Genomic DNA, 16669 nt, shown 5'->3' with positions numbered 1-16669 from the left:
CTTTCCGGGGGGCGCCGATTGGGGCCCGGACGCGGGGCCGGTGGACGCCGCTTCGTTCGGTCACTGCTCGGTGGGATTCACCGGTGCGGGCCGGCTGGCGTTGGCGGCTCGGGCCTGCTTGCGGCGGGCTTGTAGCGCCTTGCCGCGCTTGCGCAGGATGAACAGGGCGGCGATCACGATTCCGGCCGGGATGCCGAGCCATCCGGAGATGTAGTGGGCGATAAACATGGTGGGCCTCCTTGCCTTGATGTCGGACTTTCTTGTCGATCGGCTGTCGCCGCTTTCATCGACCGGAATTCACCGTAGGCGGGGCGGTACCGGGTGGGCCTCAGTCCGCGGTTTGACCGCGGGTGGAGGCCGGGTTGACGACCTGGGCCCTACTCGGACCGACAGGGTCGGCGGTGCTGCCGAGTGCGCCGAGGTGGCTGCGCATGCCACGGGCGGAGTTCATCCCGACCACCGCCATGACGCGGCCGTGGTCGCGGTGGAGGGCGATGAACTTGCGCCCCGCCGGATCTCCTTCGACCACGTGCACCTCCTGGCCCTCGTCGGCCCAGCCATAGCACTGGATCCGGCAGTCGAACTGGTCCGACCACAGATACGGGGTGGGCGTGTAGGCGGTCTGCTTGTCGTGGTCGGCGAGGATGTTCCGGGCGACGGCGACCGCCTGTTCACTGGCGTTGGTGCGGTGCTCGACCCTGCGGCGCCGACCGGAGTGCACATCGAGCCAGTTGGCGATGTCGCCGACCGCGTAGATGCCCGGTGCGGCGGCGCAGTACTGGTCGCACAACACCCCGTCGCCGACCGGGACTCCGCTGCCCTTCAACCACTGCGTGGTCGGGATCGAGCCCAAGCCGAGGACCACCGCGTCGGCGTCGATCACGGAGCCGTCCGCGAGGAGGACGCCGACGACGCTGCGGTTGCCATCGGCCGCGAGTCCTGAGACGCGTTGCCCGAGGCGGAAGCGGACGCCGTGGTCGCGGTGGAGTCCCAGCACCGCGTCGCCCACCACGCCGCCGAGCCGACCGGCCAGGGGATGGGCATGGGGGTCGACCACCGTCACCTCCACGCCCAGACTCCGGGCGGTGGCGGCGACTTCCATGCCGATGAAACCGCCGCCGACGACGACCAGGCGCGGGCCCTGCCGCAGGGTCTGCCGCAGGGCGAGCGCATCATCCAGCGTGCGCACCACATGCACCCCGTCCAGTTGCCGCGAACCGGGGAGCCATCGTGGCCGCAGTCCGGTGGCGATCACCAGCGTGTCGTAGCGCAACCGTTCCCCGTCGCGCAGCTGGACCACACGTTCCGCCGGGCGCAGGCCGACGGCCTCCTGTTTCATCAGCAACTCGATGTCGAGGCCGTCGAGTTGTGCGGCGGCGGGCAGTTGGGCGCGGTCGGGGTCCCAGGTTCCGGCGAGGACCTGTTTGGACAGGGGCGGGCGGTCGTAGGGCAGGTGGGGCTCTGCGCCGACCAGGGTGACGGTGCCGTCGTAGCCTTCCCGGCGCAGCGCCTCGGCGGTGCTCAGGCCGCCGAGTGAGGCGCCGATGATGAGGATCCGGTGTGGCGTGGTCATTGCCGGGCCAACCTGATGGCGGCCGCGGGGCAGGCGGCGACGGCCTTGCGGACCGCGTCGTGCCGGTCGGCGCCGGGGGTTTCGTCGAGAACCACGACCACGCCGTCGCTGTCGCGCTGGTCGAAGAGCTCGGGGGCGGCTATGACGCACAGGCCGCTGCCGCAGCACTTGTCCTCTTCGGTGATCACTCGCATCGTTCAGTCCTCCAACGGGTGTGGGGTGGATTTGTCAGGCGGGGGGGCGGTTCAGGTGGCGTCGCGGTCGGCGGACGGGGTCTGCCGGGTGGCTGCCCAGTGGCCGACAACGACGGTCAGCACCAGCAGCAGGGCGCCGGTGATGGTGTAGGGGTAGCGGGTTGTCCCGGTCAGCAGCGCCGTCAACGCGGATGCGATACCGAGCAGGACGAGCTTGCCGAGCATCAGCCAGCGCAGCGGCAGTTGACGGCTGGGGGCGCGGCCGGTGCGCCGTAGCCACCAGCGGTGCGTCAGGACCACCGTCGGCAGCCCGACGAACAGCACGACGGCCAGGCGGAGCAGGTGGTACGGGTCCGGCCGGAAGTCGTTGAGCGACCACATCGTGCCGATGCCCAGACCCGCTACCAGGAAGATCCACGGACGGCGCGGGCGACGGCCGCCGGCTGTGTCGTCCTTCGCCGCGTCGACCGTGCTCACCGTCTTCGCGGTGGTCGTCGGGTTCGCGGGGTTCTCCGCGTTCACCAGGTCACCGGGACTGACTCGTAACCGCCGACCAGCAGCCCCTCACGACGTCGCAACTGCTCAGCCGGCACTGCCAGCCGCAGCGTCGGCAGCCGCCTCAGCAGCCCGGCCAGGACCTCCTGGAGCTCGACCCTGGCCAGCGGCGACCCCATGCAGAAGTGGGCGCCCGCGCTGAAACCGAGGTGGTGGTTGTCGCCGCGGTGCGCGTCCCACGTCTCCGGCGAGGCGAAGACGCTCTGGTCCCGGTTGGCCGCCTGCAGACTCAGCAGCACCGTGGTGCCCTTCTCCACCACGCTCTCGCCGACCTCGACGGTCTCGGTGGCGTAGCGGGGCAGGCCGAACTCCGACATCGCGTCGAAGCGGATGACCTCCTCGACCGCCGCCGGCACCAGCGAGGGGTCGGCCAACAGCGTCTCGTACCGTTCGCGGTGCGACAGCAGGATCGCGGCCATCTTGCCGATCATGCTCGCGGTCGTCTCGTGACCGGCCGCCAGCAGGCTCATCGACGTCGCCAGCAGCTCCGCCTCGCTGAGCCGACCGTCCTCGGCATCGGTCACCGAGATCAGCTCGCTGAGCAGGTCATCGCCCGGCTCGGCGCGCTTGGCCGCGATCAGGCCGGTCATGTAGGCGGCGAACTCCGCCCGCCCGGCCGCCACTTCATCCGCGTCGTAGCGGGTCAGGCTCAGCATCTGGTTCGCCCACTCGGTGAACCGGCCCTGGTCCGAGGCCGGGACGCCGAGCAGTTCACAGATCACCCCGACCGGCAGCGGAAGCGCCAGGTTCGGCACCAGATCCACCGGCCGCCCCTGATGGGCCGTCATCGCGTCGAGCAGTTCGTCGACCATCGCACCGATCCGCGGCCGCAGCCCCTCCACCCGCTTCATGGTGAACGTGCGGCCCACCAGCCTGCGCCAGCGGGTGTGTCCCGGCCCGTCGGTGATGTCCACACCCGGCCGCCTGGCGTTCATGAACCCCTGATCCCCGGCGGTGGTCAGCCGAGCAGCGTCCGGGCGGGCCAGGTCCCGGCTGAACCGCGGATCGGTCAGCACCTTGCGCACGTCCTCGTACCGGGTCAGCATCCGCGCCCGGTCGCCGCTCGGCAGCCGCACGGCCGCGAACGGGCACTTCTCCCGCAGCTCGGCCCACTCCACCGGGGGCTCCATCGGCGCTGAACGCGGGAACGGCAGATCCCGTAGCTCATCGGCCTGATTGCTCATCTCGACTCCTTCTTCGGCGTGTTCTTCGGCGTGTTCTTCGATGGGGGCGGTGCGGATTCCTAACGGCCGGCCTTCTGCTTCTTGAGGGCCTTGACGATGCGGACGATGATTCCGACGAGCATGGCTGTCCCCTTTTCGGTGTGCGTGAGCGAATTTCCGTCTGTGTGAGGGAATTCGCGCCCGGATCGGCCGCCTCTCGGCTCCGCGATCCCCGGTGCCTCCGAACGTAGGGGCAGCCGAATATCCCGGCCGTCAGTCCCCAGGTGGAGACCGGGTTGAGCCCGGGTGGAGCCGCGCGGCGCGGCCCGTTCCCCGAGCGCTGTGCCGTGACGGCGGCGGGCGGCATCGGGCCGCTGCCGGGCGGCCCTGGTACCGCGTTTCCGCAGTGGTGCGCCGCCGCGTGGCCGGCTCACTGAAGCGAGGAGACGCCGGGACACCGCGAGGGCGGTCAACCCCGTCCGCACCCGGTCCCCACCCCCGGTTCGACGAGTGGCGAGGGGGCCGCTGCCTAGCGTTACGGCCATCGGCCCGAACGCCAGACAGTCCACGGCCACAGCCATCGGCCGCCATTCGCATCGGAGTTGGAATCATGGAAGACGCAGTCACCGGCCCGGCGCCGGGCCCGGACGTACGGATGGCCGGCGCCCGGACATCGGCTGCCCCGGGGCGCCAGTGGTGGACGCTGGGCGTCATCAGCCTGGCGCAGCTGATGGTCGTGCTCGACGCCACCATCATGAACATCGCCATGCCGTCGGCGCAGAAGGATCTCGGGTTCTCCAGCGGCGACCGCCAGTGGATCGTGACGACCTACGCGCTTGCCTTCGGCGGCCTGTTGCTTCTCGGTGGCCGCCTGGGCGACCGTTTCGGCCGCAAGAGCGCCTTCCTGATCGGTCTGGTCGGCTTCGCGGCCGCCTCAGCCGTGGGTGGGGCGGCCACGAGCTTCACCATGCTGGTCATCGCCCGCGCGCTGCAGGGGATGTTCGCGGCGCTGCTCGCTCCCTCGGCGCTCTCCTTGCTGACCACCACCTTCACCGAGAGCAGGCAACGCGCCAGGGCCTTCGGCGTCTTCGGCGCCGTCGGAGGTGCGGGAAGCGCCGTGGGACTGCTGCTCGGCGGCGTACTCACCGAGCAACTGAGCTGGCGATGGACGCTCTACGTCAACCTCATCATCGCCGGGGTCGCGGTGCTCGGCGCTGTCCTCCTGCTGCCGCGTCCGCAGGACAACGCCCGCCCCGCGCTGGACCTTCCTGGCACGGCCCTGGTCGTCGGTGGCCTCTTCGCCCTTGTGGACGGCTGCGCGAACGCCGAGCCGCACGGCTGGGCATCTCCCATGACCTGGGGCCTTCTCGTCACGGGCGCCGTGCTGCTGGCGTGCTTCACCTGGTGGCAGACCCGCGCGGTCAGCCCGTTGCTGCCCTTGCGCGTCCTCACCGACCGTACGCGCGCCGCCTCCTTCCTCTCCATCCTGATCGCCGGTGCGGGCATGTTCGCGATCTTCCTGTTCCTCACCTACTACCTGCAGCAGATCCGGCACTACTCGCCGGTCGACAACGGCCTGGCGTTCATCCCCCTGATCGCCGTCCTGGTGGTCACCTCGCAGATCACCACCACCGTCCTGCTGCCCCGCTTCGGTCCGAAGCCCCTGGTCCCGGCGGGGATGATGCTGGCCGCCGCCGGAATGGCGCTACTGACCCGCCTCGGCGTGGACAGCGGCTACCTCTCCCACGTCCTGCCGTCCCTGCTGCTGATGGGAATCGGCATGGGCTTGGTCCTGCCGACGTCCGTGAGCCTGGCGACGTTCGGAGTGGAAGAGCGGTTCGCCGGGGCGGCGGCGGCCACCGCGAACACCACGCAGCAGATCGGCGGGTCCATCGGCACCGCCGTCCTCAACACCCTTGCGGCGGCGGCCACCTCGGCGTTCGCGGCGGGCAGGCAGGCCACGCCCGCCACGCTGGCGGCCGCGGCCGTCCACGGCTACGCGGCCGCGTTCTGGTGCACGGCCTGCCTCTTCGTCGTCGGGGCCGTCATGGCGGTATCGCTGTACCGTCCGGGGCCGGTCACCGGGCAGGGCAGCGCCGCGCGGCAGCCCGTCCACATCTGAGGCCCGGCCCGTGGCGGCACCCCGGAGCGCTCCAACGCCGGGCGTGCCGCTGCCTACCGGTGCGAGCACGCTTGTCAGGGCGACACGTGGGGCGGATCCCGCCTGGTGGCGAGCCACCAGCACAGACCGGCGAGGGGAAGTTCGACCAGCAGGGCCTGGACCAGGGCCAGGGGCAGGTCGTGCGGAGTGCTGGTGGTGGTGTCGAACCAGGCGTCGACGGTCAGCAGCGTGGCGCTGGCGGCTGCGTGGCGCGGGACGAGGTGGCGCCAGCGGTGGCGAAGCGCGCACACGCCGGTGCGGGCGAGCTGTCCGAGCAGTAGGACGTCGAAGCCGACCCAGGCGGTGCGGTAGTGCGGGGAGAGCTGCCGCTGCGGAAGCGTCTGGGAGAGGTAGACGATCCACGGCAGCAGGACCAGACCGAGCACGATGTACAGCGGGGCGACCCAACGGGGCAGTGCCGGAGTGGGGGTGTCCGTGCGGTGGTTCACGGGGCGGACCGCGGTTCGGCGTATCCGTGGGTGTAGGCGTAGTGCACGGCCTGGGCGCGGTCACGGCTGCCGGTCTTGGTGAAGATCCGGTTGATGTGGGTCTTGACGGTGGCCTCGCTGACGAACAACAGCCGGGCGATCTCACGATTGCCGTGGCCTTCGGCTATCAGGCGCAGCACGTCGGCCTCCCGGGCGGTGAGGACATCGGCTGAGGCTGGTTCGGCGGACTGCGCGGCGTCGGGGACGCCGGTGGCGGCGGCGAGCAGACGCTGCTGGACCGCGGGGTCGAGGATCGCCTGGCCCGCGGCGGCGGCCTTGACCGCGCGTTCGATGTCGGCGCGGGTGGCGGACTTGGTCAGGTAACCGAGCGCTCCGGCCTGCAGCGCGCTGACGATGGAGGTGTCGTCCTCGTAGGTGGTCAGCATCACGACGCGGGTGTCGGGGCGCTGGGCACGGATACGCCTGGTGGCGTCGATCCCGTCGCAGCGCGGCATGTTGAGATCCATCAGGACCACGTCGGGGTGCAGTTCGGTCGCCAGGTCGACGGCGGCCAGCCCGTCCTCGGCCTGGCCGACGACGGTGACGTCGGCGATGGTGTCCAGGAGCAGGGCCAGGCCCTCACGAACGGCTGCCTGGTCGTCTGCGACGAGTACACGGATCGGGGCGGAAGAGGCGCTCACACGGGGATTGTGACGCACACGGACCAGGTGTTGTCCACCACCCTGGCGGTCAGGGTGCCCCCGGCCAGCTCGGCACGCTCGCGCAGCCCCGTAAGACCGTATCCGGCACCGCTGGCGCCCAGGGGCCGCTCGGTGCCGGCGGCGGCAAGGGGATTGGTGACCGTCAGGGTGACCTGCTCGGGGGTGTACGCCAGGTCGAGGGTGACCGGTTGGCCCGGGGCGTGCTTGGCGGCGTTGGTGACCGCCTCCTGGGCGGTGCGGTACAAGGCGACAGTGGCCTCCGGCGCCAGGCGTCGAGGAGTACCGCGGGTACGCACGGCGATGGCGGGCGAACACTCGCCCTCGTGCTCATCACCTCCACGGGAGGCGACCAACGAGGCCAGCATCTCGGGCAGCAGGGCGGTGTCCTCGCGCAGGGCGAGGACGGCGCGACGGGTTTCGGTCAGGCCCTCGCGGGTCAGGTGCCCGGAGCGCTCCACGCACCGCAGCGCCTTGGCCACCGCGGGGTCGGTTTCATGTGCGGGGCTGCCGTCGAGCAGGGCGTGGGCGGCCTCCAGCTGCATGGACAGGGCGCCGAGGGAGTGGGCCAGGATGTCGTGGATCTCGCGGGCGATACGGGTGCGCTCGCGCAGGGCGGCGGCTTGGGCCTCTGCCTGTTGGGCCCGGCGTGTCTGTTCCAGGAGCAGTTCCGCGACCTCGGCACGCTCGACGTAGCCGAGGCGGATGAACCCGGCGCCCAGTCCGGCGCCGATCGCGACCAGGTAGCCGAGCATGACGGCGGTGTCACCACCGACCGCCAAGGTGGTCGCGGTCAGGGCCAGAGCCGCGGCGACGGTGATCGCGATGGAGACTTCGGGGGCCAGACTGCCGCCCGCGGCCAGCGCCGCCACCGCCGGGAACGCGATCACGAAGCTGTGCGGGCTCAGCCCTCCGAGCACACCGCCCGCCACGGCCATCACCATCAGCGCGGCCGCCGTCCAGCGGCGTCTGCCCTCGACAAGTATCCAGACCAGCCACGCGAGCGCGGCCACAACCAGCACACAGGTGAGGGCGAGCCCTCTGCCCTGCCCGCCGGGAGCGGGGTGGGCACGCGTCGTGGTGCCGACCAGCGCGGCCAGACCGGCGATGCGCATCGCCCGGATCCCCCAGACGTAGGCGGGCCGCTCACGCAGGGCCGCCACGGAGCCTGTCGGCATTCTTCGCTCCTCGCCGATCGGATGACTCCCGCCACGAGAATCATGGCACCCACACGTGATCACGGCATGCCGCCGATACCCCGCTCCCCGGCCTCCACAGGGCTGTGAGCGGCGCCTGCGGGCCCGTGTACCCGGACGGCGGCTTCCACCCGACGTCAACCCGGCATCAACCCGCGGGCCGACGAGCCGGATGGGAGGCAAAACCTACCGTCATCAGCGTCGCTACAACAGCCCGCAGGAACCCCGCCGAAAGGGACCGTCCCATGAACGCCAGCGTCTGGATCGTCAACCTCGCCGTACTGACCGCCGTCCTCGAAGCGGACCTGGGACGTCGCAAGGTCGCCTGGTTCCGCCTGGCCCGCCCGATCCTGATGGCCGCCGCCATCATCCCGTTCTTCGCCAAGAACATCGCCACCGCCGGAGCCGGGCTCACCCTGGAACTCACCGGAGCCGCCGCCGGGATCCTGCTCGGCCTGGGCGCCGCGGCCCTGATGCGCACCGAATACGACACCGCCGAAAAGACCGTCTTCTCCCGCGCCGGCGCCGCCTACGCAGCCTTGTGGGCGGCCGTGGTCGGCGCCCGCCTGTACTTCGCCTACGCCTCGGTGCACGTGTTCCCGACCCAGCTCGGCCACTGGCTGGCCACCAACCACATCACCCCCGACGCACTGACCGACGCACTGATCTTCCTCGCTGTCGGCATGCTCCTGTCCCGCACCGCCGCGCTGCTGGGCCGGACCTCCCGCGTCCGCCACACCCACCGCATCACCGCGGCCCCGGTGGCCGTCGGCCACCACTGATCGCCCGTCCGACCGCGGCCAGCCGCCCAACGGCTGTGCCGCGGTCGGATGTGTGTGCCGGGCCGTCCGTCGCCCTCTCGGCGAGATGTCACGGCCGCCCTTCCTCACGAGGTGCAAGGCCTGGGTCGAAGACCTGGGCCTTGTTGCTTGTCTGGTCCTGTGCAGGTCCGCGGGCCCGTCCCCCTCCACGTGGCCTGGTTCGGTGGAAGCCCGTTTCAAGGTCGGCGGACGGGCCGGGCGAGCGGCTTCAACGCGTGACGGTCAACGGGCATCCCGCCCGCCCGGAGGGCCAACCCCGTTACCAGGCTCAGCGGCTCTGGCTGGACCGGGCCGCGCGGAAGACCATGTCGCAGCGCCAAGGGCCGCTCACCGATCCGGCGGGCGGGTGGCCCCACTCGCATGCGTGGGTTGCTCAATTCCGGGCAGCGAAAGGGCAGTTGACATAGACTCGGCGGTGATCGGGTCGTTTCGCTACTTGGAGGACGTCACATGGCAAAGGTCCCATTCGGCGCCCTGTCCGCCGCGCTCGCGGCGCTCGGGACCGCACTTGTCTTCCTCGCGGTGGAGCTGCGGGCAGACGGCTTCGAGCCGTACGTCGGAGAAGTGGTCTACATCGCCGCGGCGGTGTACTTCACCGCGCTCATGGTTGTTGTGACGTGGTTCCGTGCTCAGAGGTACTCAGAGTGAGTTCTCCCGGCGCCGTTCCGGGTTGCGGGCACGCCTCTCGCCGACTCCACGGCGGCGGCCGCGTCAGCCCTGGGCCCGGTTGAACCGGGCACCCCAGTCGTGGATCCGGTCCAGCAGTTCGGGCGGGTCGAGGACGCGGAAGTCAGCGCCGAGCACGCCCAGTGCCATGGCCGGCCAGTCCAGGGAGTCGGTGGTCATCAGCATCCGGCAGCGCTCGGCATCAACCTCCTCGACCGTGCTCCACCGGCCGATCCGTTCGCGCACGGCCGCGGCCGGAGCCTCGACCAGGACCTCTACCCGGTACGGGCGGGGCAGGCCGTCCAGGCTCGCGCGGACGAACTCGGCAGCGTCGGCGGCGGGCAGCACACGGGGCCGGAACCGGGAGCCGGTGCCGTGGGGCGCGGTGAGACGGTCGACCCGGAAGGTGCGCCAGTCGTGCCGGGTGAGGTCGTAAGCGACCAGGTACCAGCGCCGACCGAGACAGACCAACCGATGCGGCTCCACGTGCCGGTCGGTGTGCCGGCCGTCGGCGGCGGTGTAGGAGAAGCGGAGCTGTTCGCTGTCCCGGCAGGCCAGCGCGATCTCGGTGAGCACACCCGGGTCGACGCCCGCCCTGGCCGGACCGCCCCACTCGGCGGGCACGGTCATCGCGCGCAGCGCCTCGACCCGGTGCCGCAGCCGGGCAGGCATCACCTGCACCACCTTGGCCAGCACCCGGACCGAGGACTCGGCGATGCCCTCCACCGCGCCCTGCGCGGCGGCCTGCAGCCCGACGGCCAGGGCGATCGCCTCCTCGTCGTCGATCACCAGCGGCGGCAGTGCGGCGCCCGCGGCGAGCTGGTAGCCGCCGTCGACGCCGCGCTGCGCCTCGACCGGATAGCCCAGCTCGCGCAGCCGGTCGATGTCCCGGCGCAGGGTGCGGACCGAGACTCCCAGCCGCTCCGCCAGTTCGTCGCCCGGCCAGTACCGGTGGGTCTGCAGCAGGGACAGCAGCCGCAGCGTCCGGGAGCTGGTGTTCGCCATGTCCCTGATTCTTCCGTGCATTCAGGTCAGAAAGTGACCGCTATGGCTCCTAGTGTGGTCCTTGCCCGAGAGAAGCAGGACGAACGGAAGGCGGAAGCCATGAACGAGACCACGAGCGTCAACGAACCGACCACCCGTGACCTGGCCGACGCTCCGGCGGCCACTGGCGAACGCGCCGACCTGCTGGAGGTGCTGGCCAAGCACCGGCACTTCCTGCGCTTCACCACCCGCGACCTCACCGACGAGCAGGCCGGACAGCGGACCACCGCCAGCGAGCTGTGTCTGGGCGGCCTGATCAAGCACGTCGCGGCGGCCGAGCGGAGCTGGGTGGACTTCATCCTGAGCGGCCCGTCGGCGATGGGCGACTTCACCGCCATGACCGAGGCCGACTGGGCCCGGCGGGCCGATGAGTTCCGGATGCTGCCCGGCGAGACGCTGGCCGGTGTGCTGGCCGACTACGCCGAGGTGGCCCGCCGGACCGACGAGTTGGTGGCCAGCCTCCCCGACCTGGACGCCACCCAGCCGCTGCCGAAGGCTCCGTGGTTCGAGGCCAAGACGCGGTGGTCGGCGCGTCGGGTGCTGGTGCACATCATCGCCGAGACCGCCCAGCACGCCGGCCACGCCGACATCATCCGCGAGTCCCTGGACGGCGCCAAAAGCATGGGCTGACCAGCCCGGATGCGCTGGTCGGGGAATTGGGGGCCCGTACGGCGACCGCGAATCCCTGCTGACTGGCTTTCGAAGGCTGTCGATGCGCACTACCGCATCCGTGCCATCAACGTGTGTTCCATCAGCGTGATGAGAATGCCTTTCACCGCGGAGCGCCGGCGGGCGTCGATGCTCATGATGGGTGTCTCGGATCCCATCTGGAGGGCTTCTCGCACCTCGTCGGGGTCGTAGGGCTGGCAGCCGTTGAACCCGTTGAGGGCGATGACGAACGGCAGCCCGGAGTTCTCGAAGTAGTCGACGGCGGGAAAGCAGTCGGCGAGCCGTCGGGTGTCGACGAGGACGACGGCACCGATGGCGCCGCGCACCAGGTCGTCCCACATGAACCAGAAGCGGTCCTGTCCCGGCGTGCCGAACAGAGACAGGACGAGGTCGTCATCGAGTGTTATGCGGCCGAAATCCATCGCCACCGTCGTGGTGGCCTTGTCCGGGGCGTGCGTCAGGTCGTCGATTCCCGACGAGGCGGCGGTCATCGCGGCTTCGGTACGTAGCGGGTCGATCTCCGACACAGCACCGACGAACGTGGTCTTGCCCACGCCGAAACCGCCCGCCACCACGATCTTCGCGGAGGTGGTGAGGCGAGACACGCCGTCAGATCCTGCAAAGTCCACTGAGCACCTCTCGCGCGGTGTCGCATCCGGCTTGTCGCCCGAATTCCTCGTCATCGACCGTTTACGCCGCCGTCCAACCGTCCGGCTGAAGCAACTCGGGCGGGCCGCTGCGGCGAACTCCGCGTCGGTGACGCCTGCCGCTTCCGCCCTCAGAGCAGTCATTCCGGCCACCACCGCGTCATGGTCCGCTTTTGCCCTTTCCTCGTCCGCAACCCGCGGGCTGTTCCGGCACCTCGTCCACGGCGGGTCCCGCAGCCGAACAGCCGACGGCAGCGCGGACCACCCACACAGAATCGAATGGAGGCGCGCAGCACGTGCGACCGACGCATCGCGCCAGGGGAGTAGTCGTACCAATCCGCCGACGCCAATCCACCAGACATACGCGAAGCGACTGGAAGTTGGGGCGAGTGGGCTTATCGATGTTGCTTGTTATCCGCAGTTTGATCGACTTGTTACGGGGTCGGCCCGTGAGAAAACGCCCCTGGCGTACCGCGCCGCCGGGACACGCCCGGGGCGCGTCGCGGCACGTCCCATCCGCGGAGTACGCAATACGATCGCCGGAGGCCGGAATTCGCGCCCTCCCCTTTGGTGACGAGGTACTCCATGCCGCCGATGGCAGCGGTCGCATGCCTTGAGCCGCGCTTCGAAGGCCGCACATCGCCGGCGTTCGGCGGGCTGGGGCTGCTGATGGCGATGGGGCCAGGGCTCCGCTCCGCGATGGTTCCGCCGCGGTGGTGACCATGGCCGGTGTTCCGTGGTTCGGCGTCCTGGTCGCCGCGGTCGCCGTGGAGCGGGCGGTCGAGCTGGTCATCGCGTTCCGGCACACTCGTTGGTCCCTCGCCCGTGGCGGGGTCGAACACGGTGCGGGCCACTATCCGGTGATGGTCGCCCTGCACACGGCGTTCCTGGTCGGCATGCCGCTCGAAGTGTGGTGGGCCGCGCGGCCGTTCGTGCCGGAACTGGGCTGGCCCATGCTCGCGTTCACCGTCGCCGCCCAACTCCTGCGGTGGTCCTGTGTCCGGGCGCTCGGTCCGCGATGGAACACCCGGGTGATCGTCGTCCCCGGGCTGCCCCTGGTCGCCAAGGGCCCTTACCGGTGGCTACGGCACCCCAACTACGTGGCGGTCGTCCTGGAAGGCGTCGCCCTGCCGCTGGTGCACACGGCTTGGGTGACCGCCCTCTGCTTCACCGCCGTCAACGCCGCGGTGCTCGCGGTACGCCTGCGCGTTGAGAACGCCGCCCTCGGGCTGGCCTCGTGACGGGCACGGGATACGACACCGACCTGCTCGTCGTGGGCGGCGGCCCCGCGGGGCTGGCCACCGCCGTCCACGCCGCGCGGGCCGGTCTTGACGTCGTGGTCTGCGATCCGCGGCGAACGCCCATCGACAAGGCCTGCGGAGAGGGACTCATGCCCGGTGGCCTGGCCCGTCTGCACGCCCTCGGAGTCGATCCACCAGGCGTCGCCTTCACCGGCTTCGCCTACCTCGACGGAGTGGGGAACCGCGCCGAGACCCGGTTCCCGCACGGCCCGGGCCGTGGCGTACGCCGCACCGCGCTGCACGCCGCCCTGGCCACCGCGGCCACCCACGCGGGCGCGCACTGGTCATCCACCAAGGTCCACCGCGTAGCGCAGGACGCCGACTCGGTGACCGCCGCCGGTGTGCGCGCCCGGTGGCTGGTAGCCGCTGACGGACTGCACTCCGGCGTCCGACGGCGGCTGAACGTCCCCACGACGAGCGGGACACCGCGCCGGTTCGGCCTGCGCCGCCACTGGCGGATCCGCGCCTGGTCCGAACTGGTCGAAGTGACCTGGGCGGCACACGCCGAGGCGTATGTCACCCCGGTGGATGCCGACTTGGTGGGGGTGGCACTGCTGTACCGCCCGCAACGCGGTGCCGCGTCGCCCGCCACCGATGCGTACACCCGTCTGCTGTCCGGCTTCCCCGCGCTCGCAGCGCGCCTCGCCTCCGCCGAACCCGTCGGCCCGGTCCGCGGTGCCGGGCCGCTGCGCTGTCTTCCCCGCGGCCGGGTGCACGGCAGGGTGCTGCTCGTCGGCGACGCGGCCGGATATGAGGACGCGCTCACCGGCGAGGGCATCAGCCTCGCCCTGGCCCAGGCGCAGGCCGCCGTGGCGGCCATCCTCGCCCGCGAGCCAGCACACTACGAACGCGCCTGGCGGCGCATCACCCGCCAGTACCGGCTGCTGAGCCGCGCCCTGGTGCTCGCCACCACCCCGCCGATCGGCAGGCGGCTGATCGTGCCGCTGTGCGCCACCGCACCCGCGCTCTTCCGGCACACGGTCAACGCCCTGGCCCACTGAACTCAACCGCGGCAGGCCCGAGATGCACATCGCGGTCCGCGGCGGATGGGCCTCCCTTCGCGGGTATCCGCTGGTATCCGCCGCTCCCACCCCGCACGAAGCACCGAGGCCCGGGTCAGGGACCGAGGTCCGCAACCCGGGCCAGCGTGTTCACCCGGGCTCAGGGCACGTAGCGATAGGTGCCGGTGGCCCACAGCGAGCCGCCCGTGGAGGGACCGCCGCCGCTCTTGTACACCACCAGGTTCCCGTCGTTCTGCATGATGGCGTAGGCGCCGGAGTGGCCCCAGGTGCCGGTGGCCCACAGCGCGCCCCCGGAGCTCCCGTACACGACCAGGTTCCCGTCGCTCTGCATGTACACGTACGCGCCGGAGTGGCCCGAAGTGCCGCTGGACCAGATGGCCTTGCCGTCGCTCTTGCGGTACATCACGAGGTTGCCGTCCAGTTGCACCACCAGCCGGGTGTACTGGGCCTGCGTCCACGATCCGGCCTGGAGCCGCTGGCCCGAGCCGATGGTCTGCGAGCGCGCGTACGTACCGTCGGCCCACAGCGAGCCGCCGGTGGTGGGACCGCCGCCGCTCTTGTAGACCACCAGGTTGCCGTCGTCCTGCAGATCGGCCCAGGCGCCGGGGTTGCCCCAGGTGCCGCTGGCCCACAGCGCACCGCCGGTGCTCCGGTAGACGACCAGGTTCCCGTCGCTCTGCATGTACGCGTACGCGCCGGAGTTACCCGCGGTGTTGGTGGCCCACACCGCCGGGCCGGTGCCGCTGCCGCCGGTCTTGAGGTAGGCCACCAGGTTGCCGTCGGACTGCATGGCCAGCGTCATGCCGCCGCTGGTCAGGCTGTGCCCGGAGGTCAGCCGCTGGCCCGGCTGCAGCGCGTTGCCGGTGGTCGGTCCGCCCCTGAAGGCGGCGGTGCCGTTCGGGGTGCCGAGGCCGGTCGGGCCGTCGTAGCCGGTGCCCCCGGTGCACAGGTAGCTCGGCGAGCAGCTGCCGTTGGCGCCGGTCGTGACGTCGTTCAGCGCCGAGGGGCGGCCGTACGGGTACGAGGAGGGGTAGCTGTTCGCGGCCGGGGCGCCCGCCAGGGCGTAGGTGGCCGCGATGATCGGCGACGCGGCGCTGGTGCCGCCGTAGACGTTCCAGCCGGAGGCGCCGTAGGAGTCGTAGACCGCGACCCCGGTGGCCGGGTCGGCGACCGCCGAGACGTCCGCGACGGTACGGCGGGAGCAGCCGGCGTCCGTCTGCCAGGACGGCTTGGGCTCGTACGCGGAGCAGCCGGAGCCGGTGCCCTCGGTACCGCTGGTGCTCCACACCGACTCGGTCCAGCCACGGGAGTTGGCGGCCCGGCTGAGCGAGGTGCCTCCGACGGAGGTGACGTACGGGGAGGCGGCCGGGTACTCGACGCCGTAGCCGCTGTCCCCCGCGCTGACGGTGATGGCGACGCCGGGGTGGTTGAAGTACTGGCTGTCCGCGCTGGCCTCGGACGGGTCCTCCGCTCCGCCATAGGAGTTGGAGACGTACTTCGCGCCGAGGCTGACCGCCTCGTTCACGGCCGTGCCCAGGTCGGACAGGCTGGCGCTGTTGGCCTCGACGAGCACGATGCGGCACTGCGGACAGGCCGCGCTGACCATGTCGAGGTCGAGGGAGATCTCACCGGCCCAACCGGAGTTTCCGGCCGGGTAGTTGGTGCCGCCCGCCTGGTCGACCTTGCGGAAGCAGCCGCCTCCCGTGGTGCAGGCGGGGAGCCCGTACTGGGAGCGGTAGGTGGCCAGGTCCGACTCGGCGTTGGGGTCGTCCTGCGCGTCCACGATGGCCACCGTCTGGCCCGAACCGGCCGTGGACGACGGCAGGTTGTAGGCGCTCTGCAGGTCCGCGGGGCCGTAGCCGGACGGTGTGGTGTTCACGCCGATGCTCAGGTGCTGGGCGATGTCGGTGCGGGCTTCGGCGAGGCACGCCATCTGACCGGGCTTGGCGGCCCCTGCGCACAGGTGCCGGACGTGTCCCGCGGAGGGTGCCGACGGTGCCGGGGATGCGACGGACGGAGTGGCCGCGAGCAGCCCGCCGGACACGAGTGCCGTGGTGGCCAGCAGCGCGGTCGCGCCGGAGCCCGCCCACTGTCTGCGTCGGTCGCCTGGCTCTGTGTTGGAGTGTTCGGTCCTTGAACGCAAGGAACCGCCCTTCTGTGTGGTGATGACGCAGCCATGACTGGCCCGCCCATGACAAAGCGGTGCCGTCAGGGGATGCGTGAAGTCAGTGGTACCGCTCGGTGCTGGGCGATGTGCGCAGACGAGCGCGCGGTGCGCAGGGCGTGCCCGCGGCGGGAGGGCTTTGCGCCGCTCCGGCCGAATCCGCCACTGCGGGTGGTTACGCCACCGCGGGTGATAAGGAGTGTGTCGACGGCTGGCCGTCCGCTGTGACGGCGGTGTGGCCGCGCCGCGTGCGAAGCCAGTGCCGGGCCACCCGTTTCCTCCCGTGCGGGGCGATGGAGACATGGGTGGACCATGGCTGGGACGGCGGCCTTCGCCGTCCGTTCAG

17 protein-coding genes are annotated in these 16669 nt (G+C 71.2%); 6 read left to right on the top strand and 11 right to left on the bottom strand.

The genetic code is table 11. From position 1 onward, the window contains the following. Window positions 1-60: 60 nt before the first annotated feature. From P2L57_RS23420 to P2L57_RS23400, 5 genes are all read right to left on the bottom strand, one after another. Window positions 61-228, bottom strand: coding sequence for a hypothetical protein (locus P2L57_RS23420; protein ID WP_275817695.1), 168 nt, complete (start codon window positions 226-228; stop codon window positions 61-63). A 100-nt stretch (window positions 229-328) separates the two neighbouring features. Next, entirely contained in the window at window positions 329-1573 is a 1245-nt protein-coding gene (locus tag P2L57_RS23415; RefSeq protein ID WP_275817693.1) for an NAD(P)/FAD-dependent oxidoreductase, read from the bottom strand. Next, window positions 1570-1767, bottom strand: coding sequence for a ferredoxin (locus P2L57_RS23410; RefSeq protein WP_275817691.1), 198 nt, complete (start codon window positions 1765-1767; stop codon window positions 1570-1572). The genes P2L57_RS23415 and P2L57_RS23410 overlap by 4 nt, the downstream gene beginning before the upstream one ends. A gap of 51 nt (window positions 1768-1818) precedes the next feature. Next, the gene (locus P2L57_RS23405) at window positions 1819-2289 is read right to left on the bottom strand and encodes a hypothetical protein (protein WP_275817689.1); all 471 of its coding nucleotides are present in this window, start codon (window positions 2287-2289) and stop codon (window positions 1819-1821) included. After that, complete coding sequence (locus P2L57_RS23400; protein ID WP_275817687.1) at window positions 2286-3506, bottom strand: cytochrome P450; 1221 nt, start codon at window positions 3504-3506, stop codon at window positions 2286-2288. The genes P2L57_RS23405 and P2L57_RS23400 overlap by 4 nt, the downstream gene beginning before the upstream one ends. 589 nt (window positions 3507-4095) lie before the next feature. On the opposite strand from P2L57_RS23400, the gene P2L57_RS23395 reads away from it, so the two are divergent. Next, on the top strand, window positions 4096-5607 hold the full coding sequence (locus tag P2L57_RS23395) for an MFS transporter (protein ID WP_372515874.1): 1512 nt from the start codon (window positions 4096-4098) through the stop codon (window positions 5605-5607). 74 nt (window positions 5608-5681) lie between these two features. Here P2L57_RS23395 and P2L57_RS23390 read toward each other — a convergent pair whose 3' ends face one another. Genes P2L57_RS23390 through P2L57_RS23380 form a run of 3 tightly spaced genes read right to left on the bottom strand, consistent with a single transcriptional unit; the run spans window position 5682 to window position 7971 of the window. Next, window positions 5682-6095, bottom strand: coding sequence for a hypothetical protein (locus tag P2L57_RS23390; protein ID WP_275817685.1), 414 nt, complete (start codon window positions 6093-6095; stop codon window positions 5682-5684). Further along, the gene (locus tag P2L57_RS23385) at window positions 6092-6775 is read right to left on the bottom strand and encodes a response regulator (RefSeq protein ID WP_275817683.1); all 684 of its coding nucleotides are present in this window, start codon (window positions 6773-6775) and stop codon (window positions 6092-6094) included. The genes P2L57_RS23390 and P2L57_RS23385 overlap by 4 nt, the downstream gene beginning before the upstream one ends. Next, window positions 6772-7971 carry a sensor histidine kinase gene (locus tag P2L57_RS23380; protein ID WP_275817681.1) on the bottom strand — a complete coding sequence of 400 codons (1200 nt, stop codon included), beginning with the start codon at window positions 7969-7971 and terminating at the stop codon, window positions 6772-6774. The genes P2L57_RS23385 and P2L57_RS23380 overlap by 4 nt, the downstream gene beginning before the upstream one ends. A gap of 263 nt (window positions 7972-8234) precedes the next feature. On the opposite strand from P2L57_RS23380, the gene P2L57_RS23375 reads away from it, so the two are divergent. Continuing rightward, complete coding sequence (locus tag P2L57_RS23375) at window positions 8235-8771, top strand: hypothetical protein (RefSeq protein ID WP_275817679.1); 537 nt, start codon at window positions 8235-8237, stop codon at window positions 8769-8771. A gap of 489 nt (window positions 8772-9260) precedes the next feature. Continuing rightward, a complete protein-coding gene (locus P2L57_RS23370; RefSeq protein WP_275817677.1) occupies window positions 9261-9458 on the top strand; it encodes an SCO3870 family protein in 198 nt (65 codons plus the stop codon). A 63-nt stretch (window positions 9459-9521) separates the two neighbouring features. Here the strand turns inward: P2L57_RS23370 and P2L57_RS23365 are convergent, their stop codons facing one another. Continuing rightward, a complete protein-coding gene (locus tag P2L57_RS23365) occupies window positions 9522-10481 on the bottom strand; it encodes a helix-turn-helix transcriptional regulator (protein ID WP_275817675.1) in 960 nt (319 codons plus the stop codon). Between the two features lie 99 nt (window positions 10482-10580). Here P2L57_RS23365 and P2L57_RS23360 point away from each other — a divergent pair, with 99 nt between their 5' ends. Then, window positions 10581-11150 (top strand): DinB family protein, encoded by a 570-nt coding sequence (locus P2L57_RS23360; RefSeq protein ID WP_275817673.1) that lies wholly within the window; start codon window positions 10581-10583, stop codon window positions 11148-11150. A gap of 89 nt (window positions 11151-11239) precedes the next feature. On the opposite strand, the gene P2L57_RS23355 is transcribed toward P2L57_RS23360, so the two are convergent. Further along, entirely contained in the window at window positions 11240-11818 is a 579-nt protein-coding gene (locus P2L57_RS23355; protein ID WP_275817671.1) for a GTP-binding protein, read from the bottom strand. Between the two features lie 740 nt (window positions 11819-12558). On the opposite strand from P2L57_RS23355, the gene P2L57_RS23350 reads away from it, so the two are divergent. Beyond that, the gene (locus tag P2L57_RS23350; protein ID WP_275817669.1) at window positions 12559-13077 is read left to right on the top strand and encodes an isoprenylcysteine carboxyl methyltransferase family protein; all 519 of its coding nucleotides are present in this window, start codon (window positions 12559-12561) and stop codon (window positions 13075-13077) included. Next, entirely contained in the window at window positions 13074-14138 is a 1065-nt protein-coding gene (locus tag P2L57_RS23345) for an NAD(P)/FAD-dependent oxidoreductase (protein WP_275817667.1), read from the top strand. Before P2L57_RS23350 ends, P2L57_RS23345 begins: the two co-directional genes overlap by 4 nt. Window positions 14139-14298: 160 nt before the next feature. Here P2L57_RS23345 and P2L57_RS23340 read toward each other — a convergent pair whose 3' ends face one another. Next, on the bottom strand, window positions 14299-16302 hold the full coding sequence (locus tag P2L57_RS23340) for a hypothetical protein (RefSeq protein WP_372515873.1): 2004 nt from the start codon (window positions 16300-16302) through the stop codon (window positions 14299-14301). Window positions 16303-16669: the final 367 nt, after the last annotated feature.

The organism is Streptantibioticus ferralitis (assembly GCF_029223525.1).
In the GTDB taxonomy this organism is placed as follows: domain Bacteria; phylum Actinomycetota; class Actinomycetes; order Streptomycetales; family Streptomycetaceae; genus Streptantibioticus_A; species Streptantibioticus_A ferralitis.
This window is presented reverse-complemented; position numbering and strand designations above follow the sequence as displayed.

Coding starts and splice junctions, on each gene's coding strand:
- P2L57_RS23420 (WP_275817695.1), bottom strand. CDS start 228: ATGTTTATCGCCCACTACATCTCCGGATGGCTCGGCATCCCGGCCGGA.
- P2L57_RS23415 (WP_275817693.1), bottom strand. CDS start 1,573: ATGACCACGCCACACCGGATCCTCATCATCGGCGCCTCACTCGGCGGC.
- P2L57_RS23410 (WP_275817691.1), bottom strand. CDS start 1,767: ATGCGAGTGATCACCGAAGAGGACAAGTGCTGCGGCAGCGGCCTGTGC.
- P2L57_RS23400 (WP_275817687.1), bottom strand. CDS start 3,506: ATGAGCAATCAGGCCGATGAGCTACGGGATCTGCCGTTCCCGCGTTCA.
- P2L57_RS23395 (WP_372515874.1), top strand. CDS start 4,096: ATGGAAGACGCAGTCACCGGCCCGGCGCCGGGCCCGGACGTACGGATG.
- P2L57_RS23380 (WP_275817681.1), bottom strand. CDS start 7,971: ATGCCGACAGGCTCCGTGGCGGCCCTGCGTGAGCGGCCCGCCTACGTC.
- P2L57_RS23375 (WP_275817679.1), top strand. CDS start 8,235: ATGAACGCCAGCGTCTGGATCGTCAACCTCGCCGTACTGACCGCCGTC.
- P2L57_RS23370 (WP_275817677.1), top strand. CDS start 9,261: ATGGCAAAGGTCCCATTCGGCGCCCTGTCCGCCGCGCTCGCGGCGCTC.
- P2L57_RS23365 (WP_275817675.1), bottom strand. CDS start 10,481: ATGGCGAACACCAGCTCCCGGACGCTGCGGCTGCTGTCCCTGCTGCAG.
- P2L57_RS23360 (WP_275817673.1), top strand. CDS start 10,581: ATGAACGAGACCACGAGCGTCAACGAACCGACCACCCGTGACCTGGCC.
- P2L57_RS23350 (WP_275817669.1), top strand. CDS start 12,559: ATGGCCGGTGTTCCGTGGTTCGGCGTCCTGGTCGCCGCGGTCGCCGTG.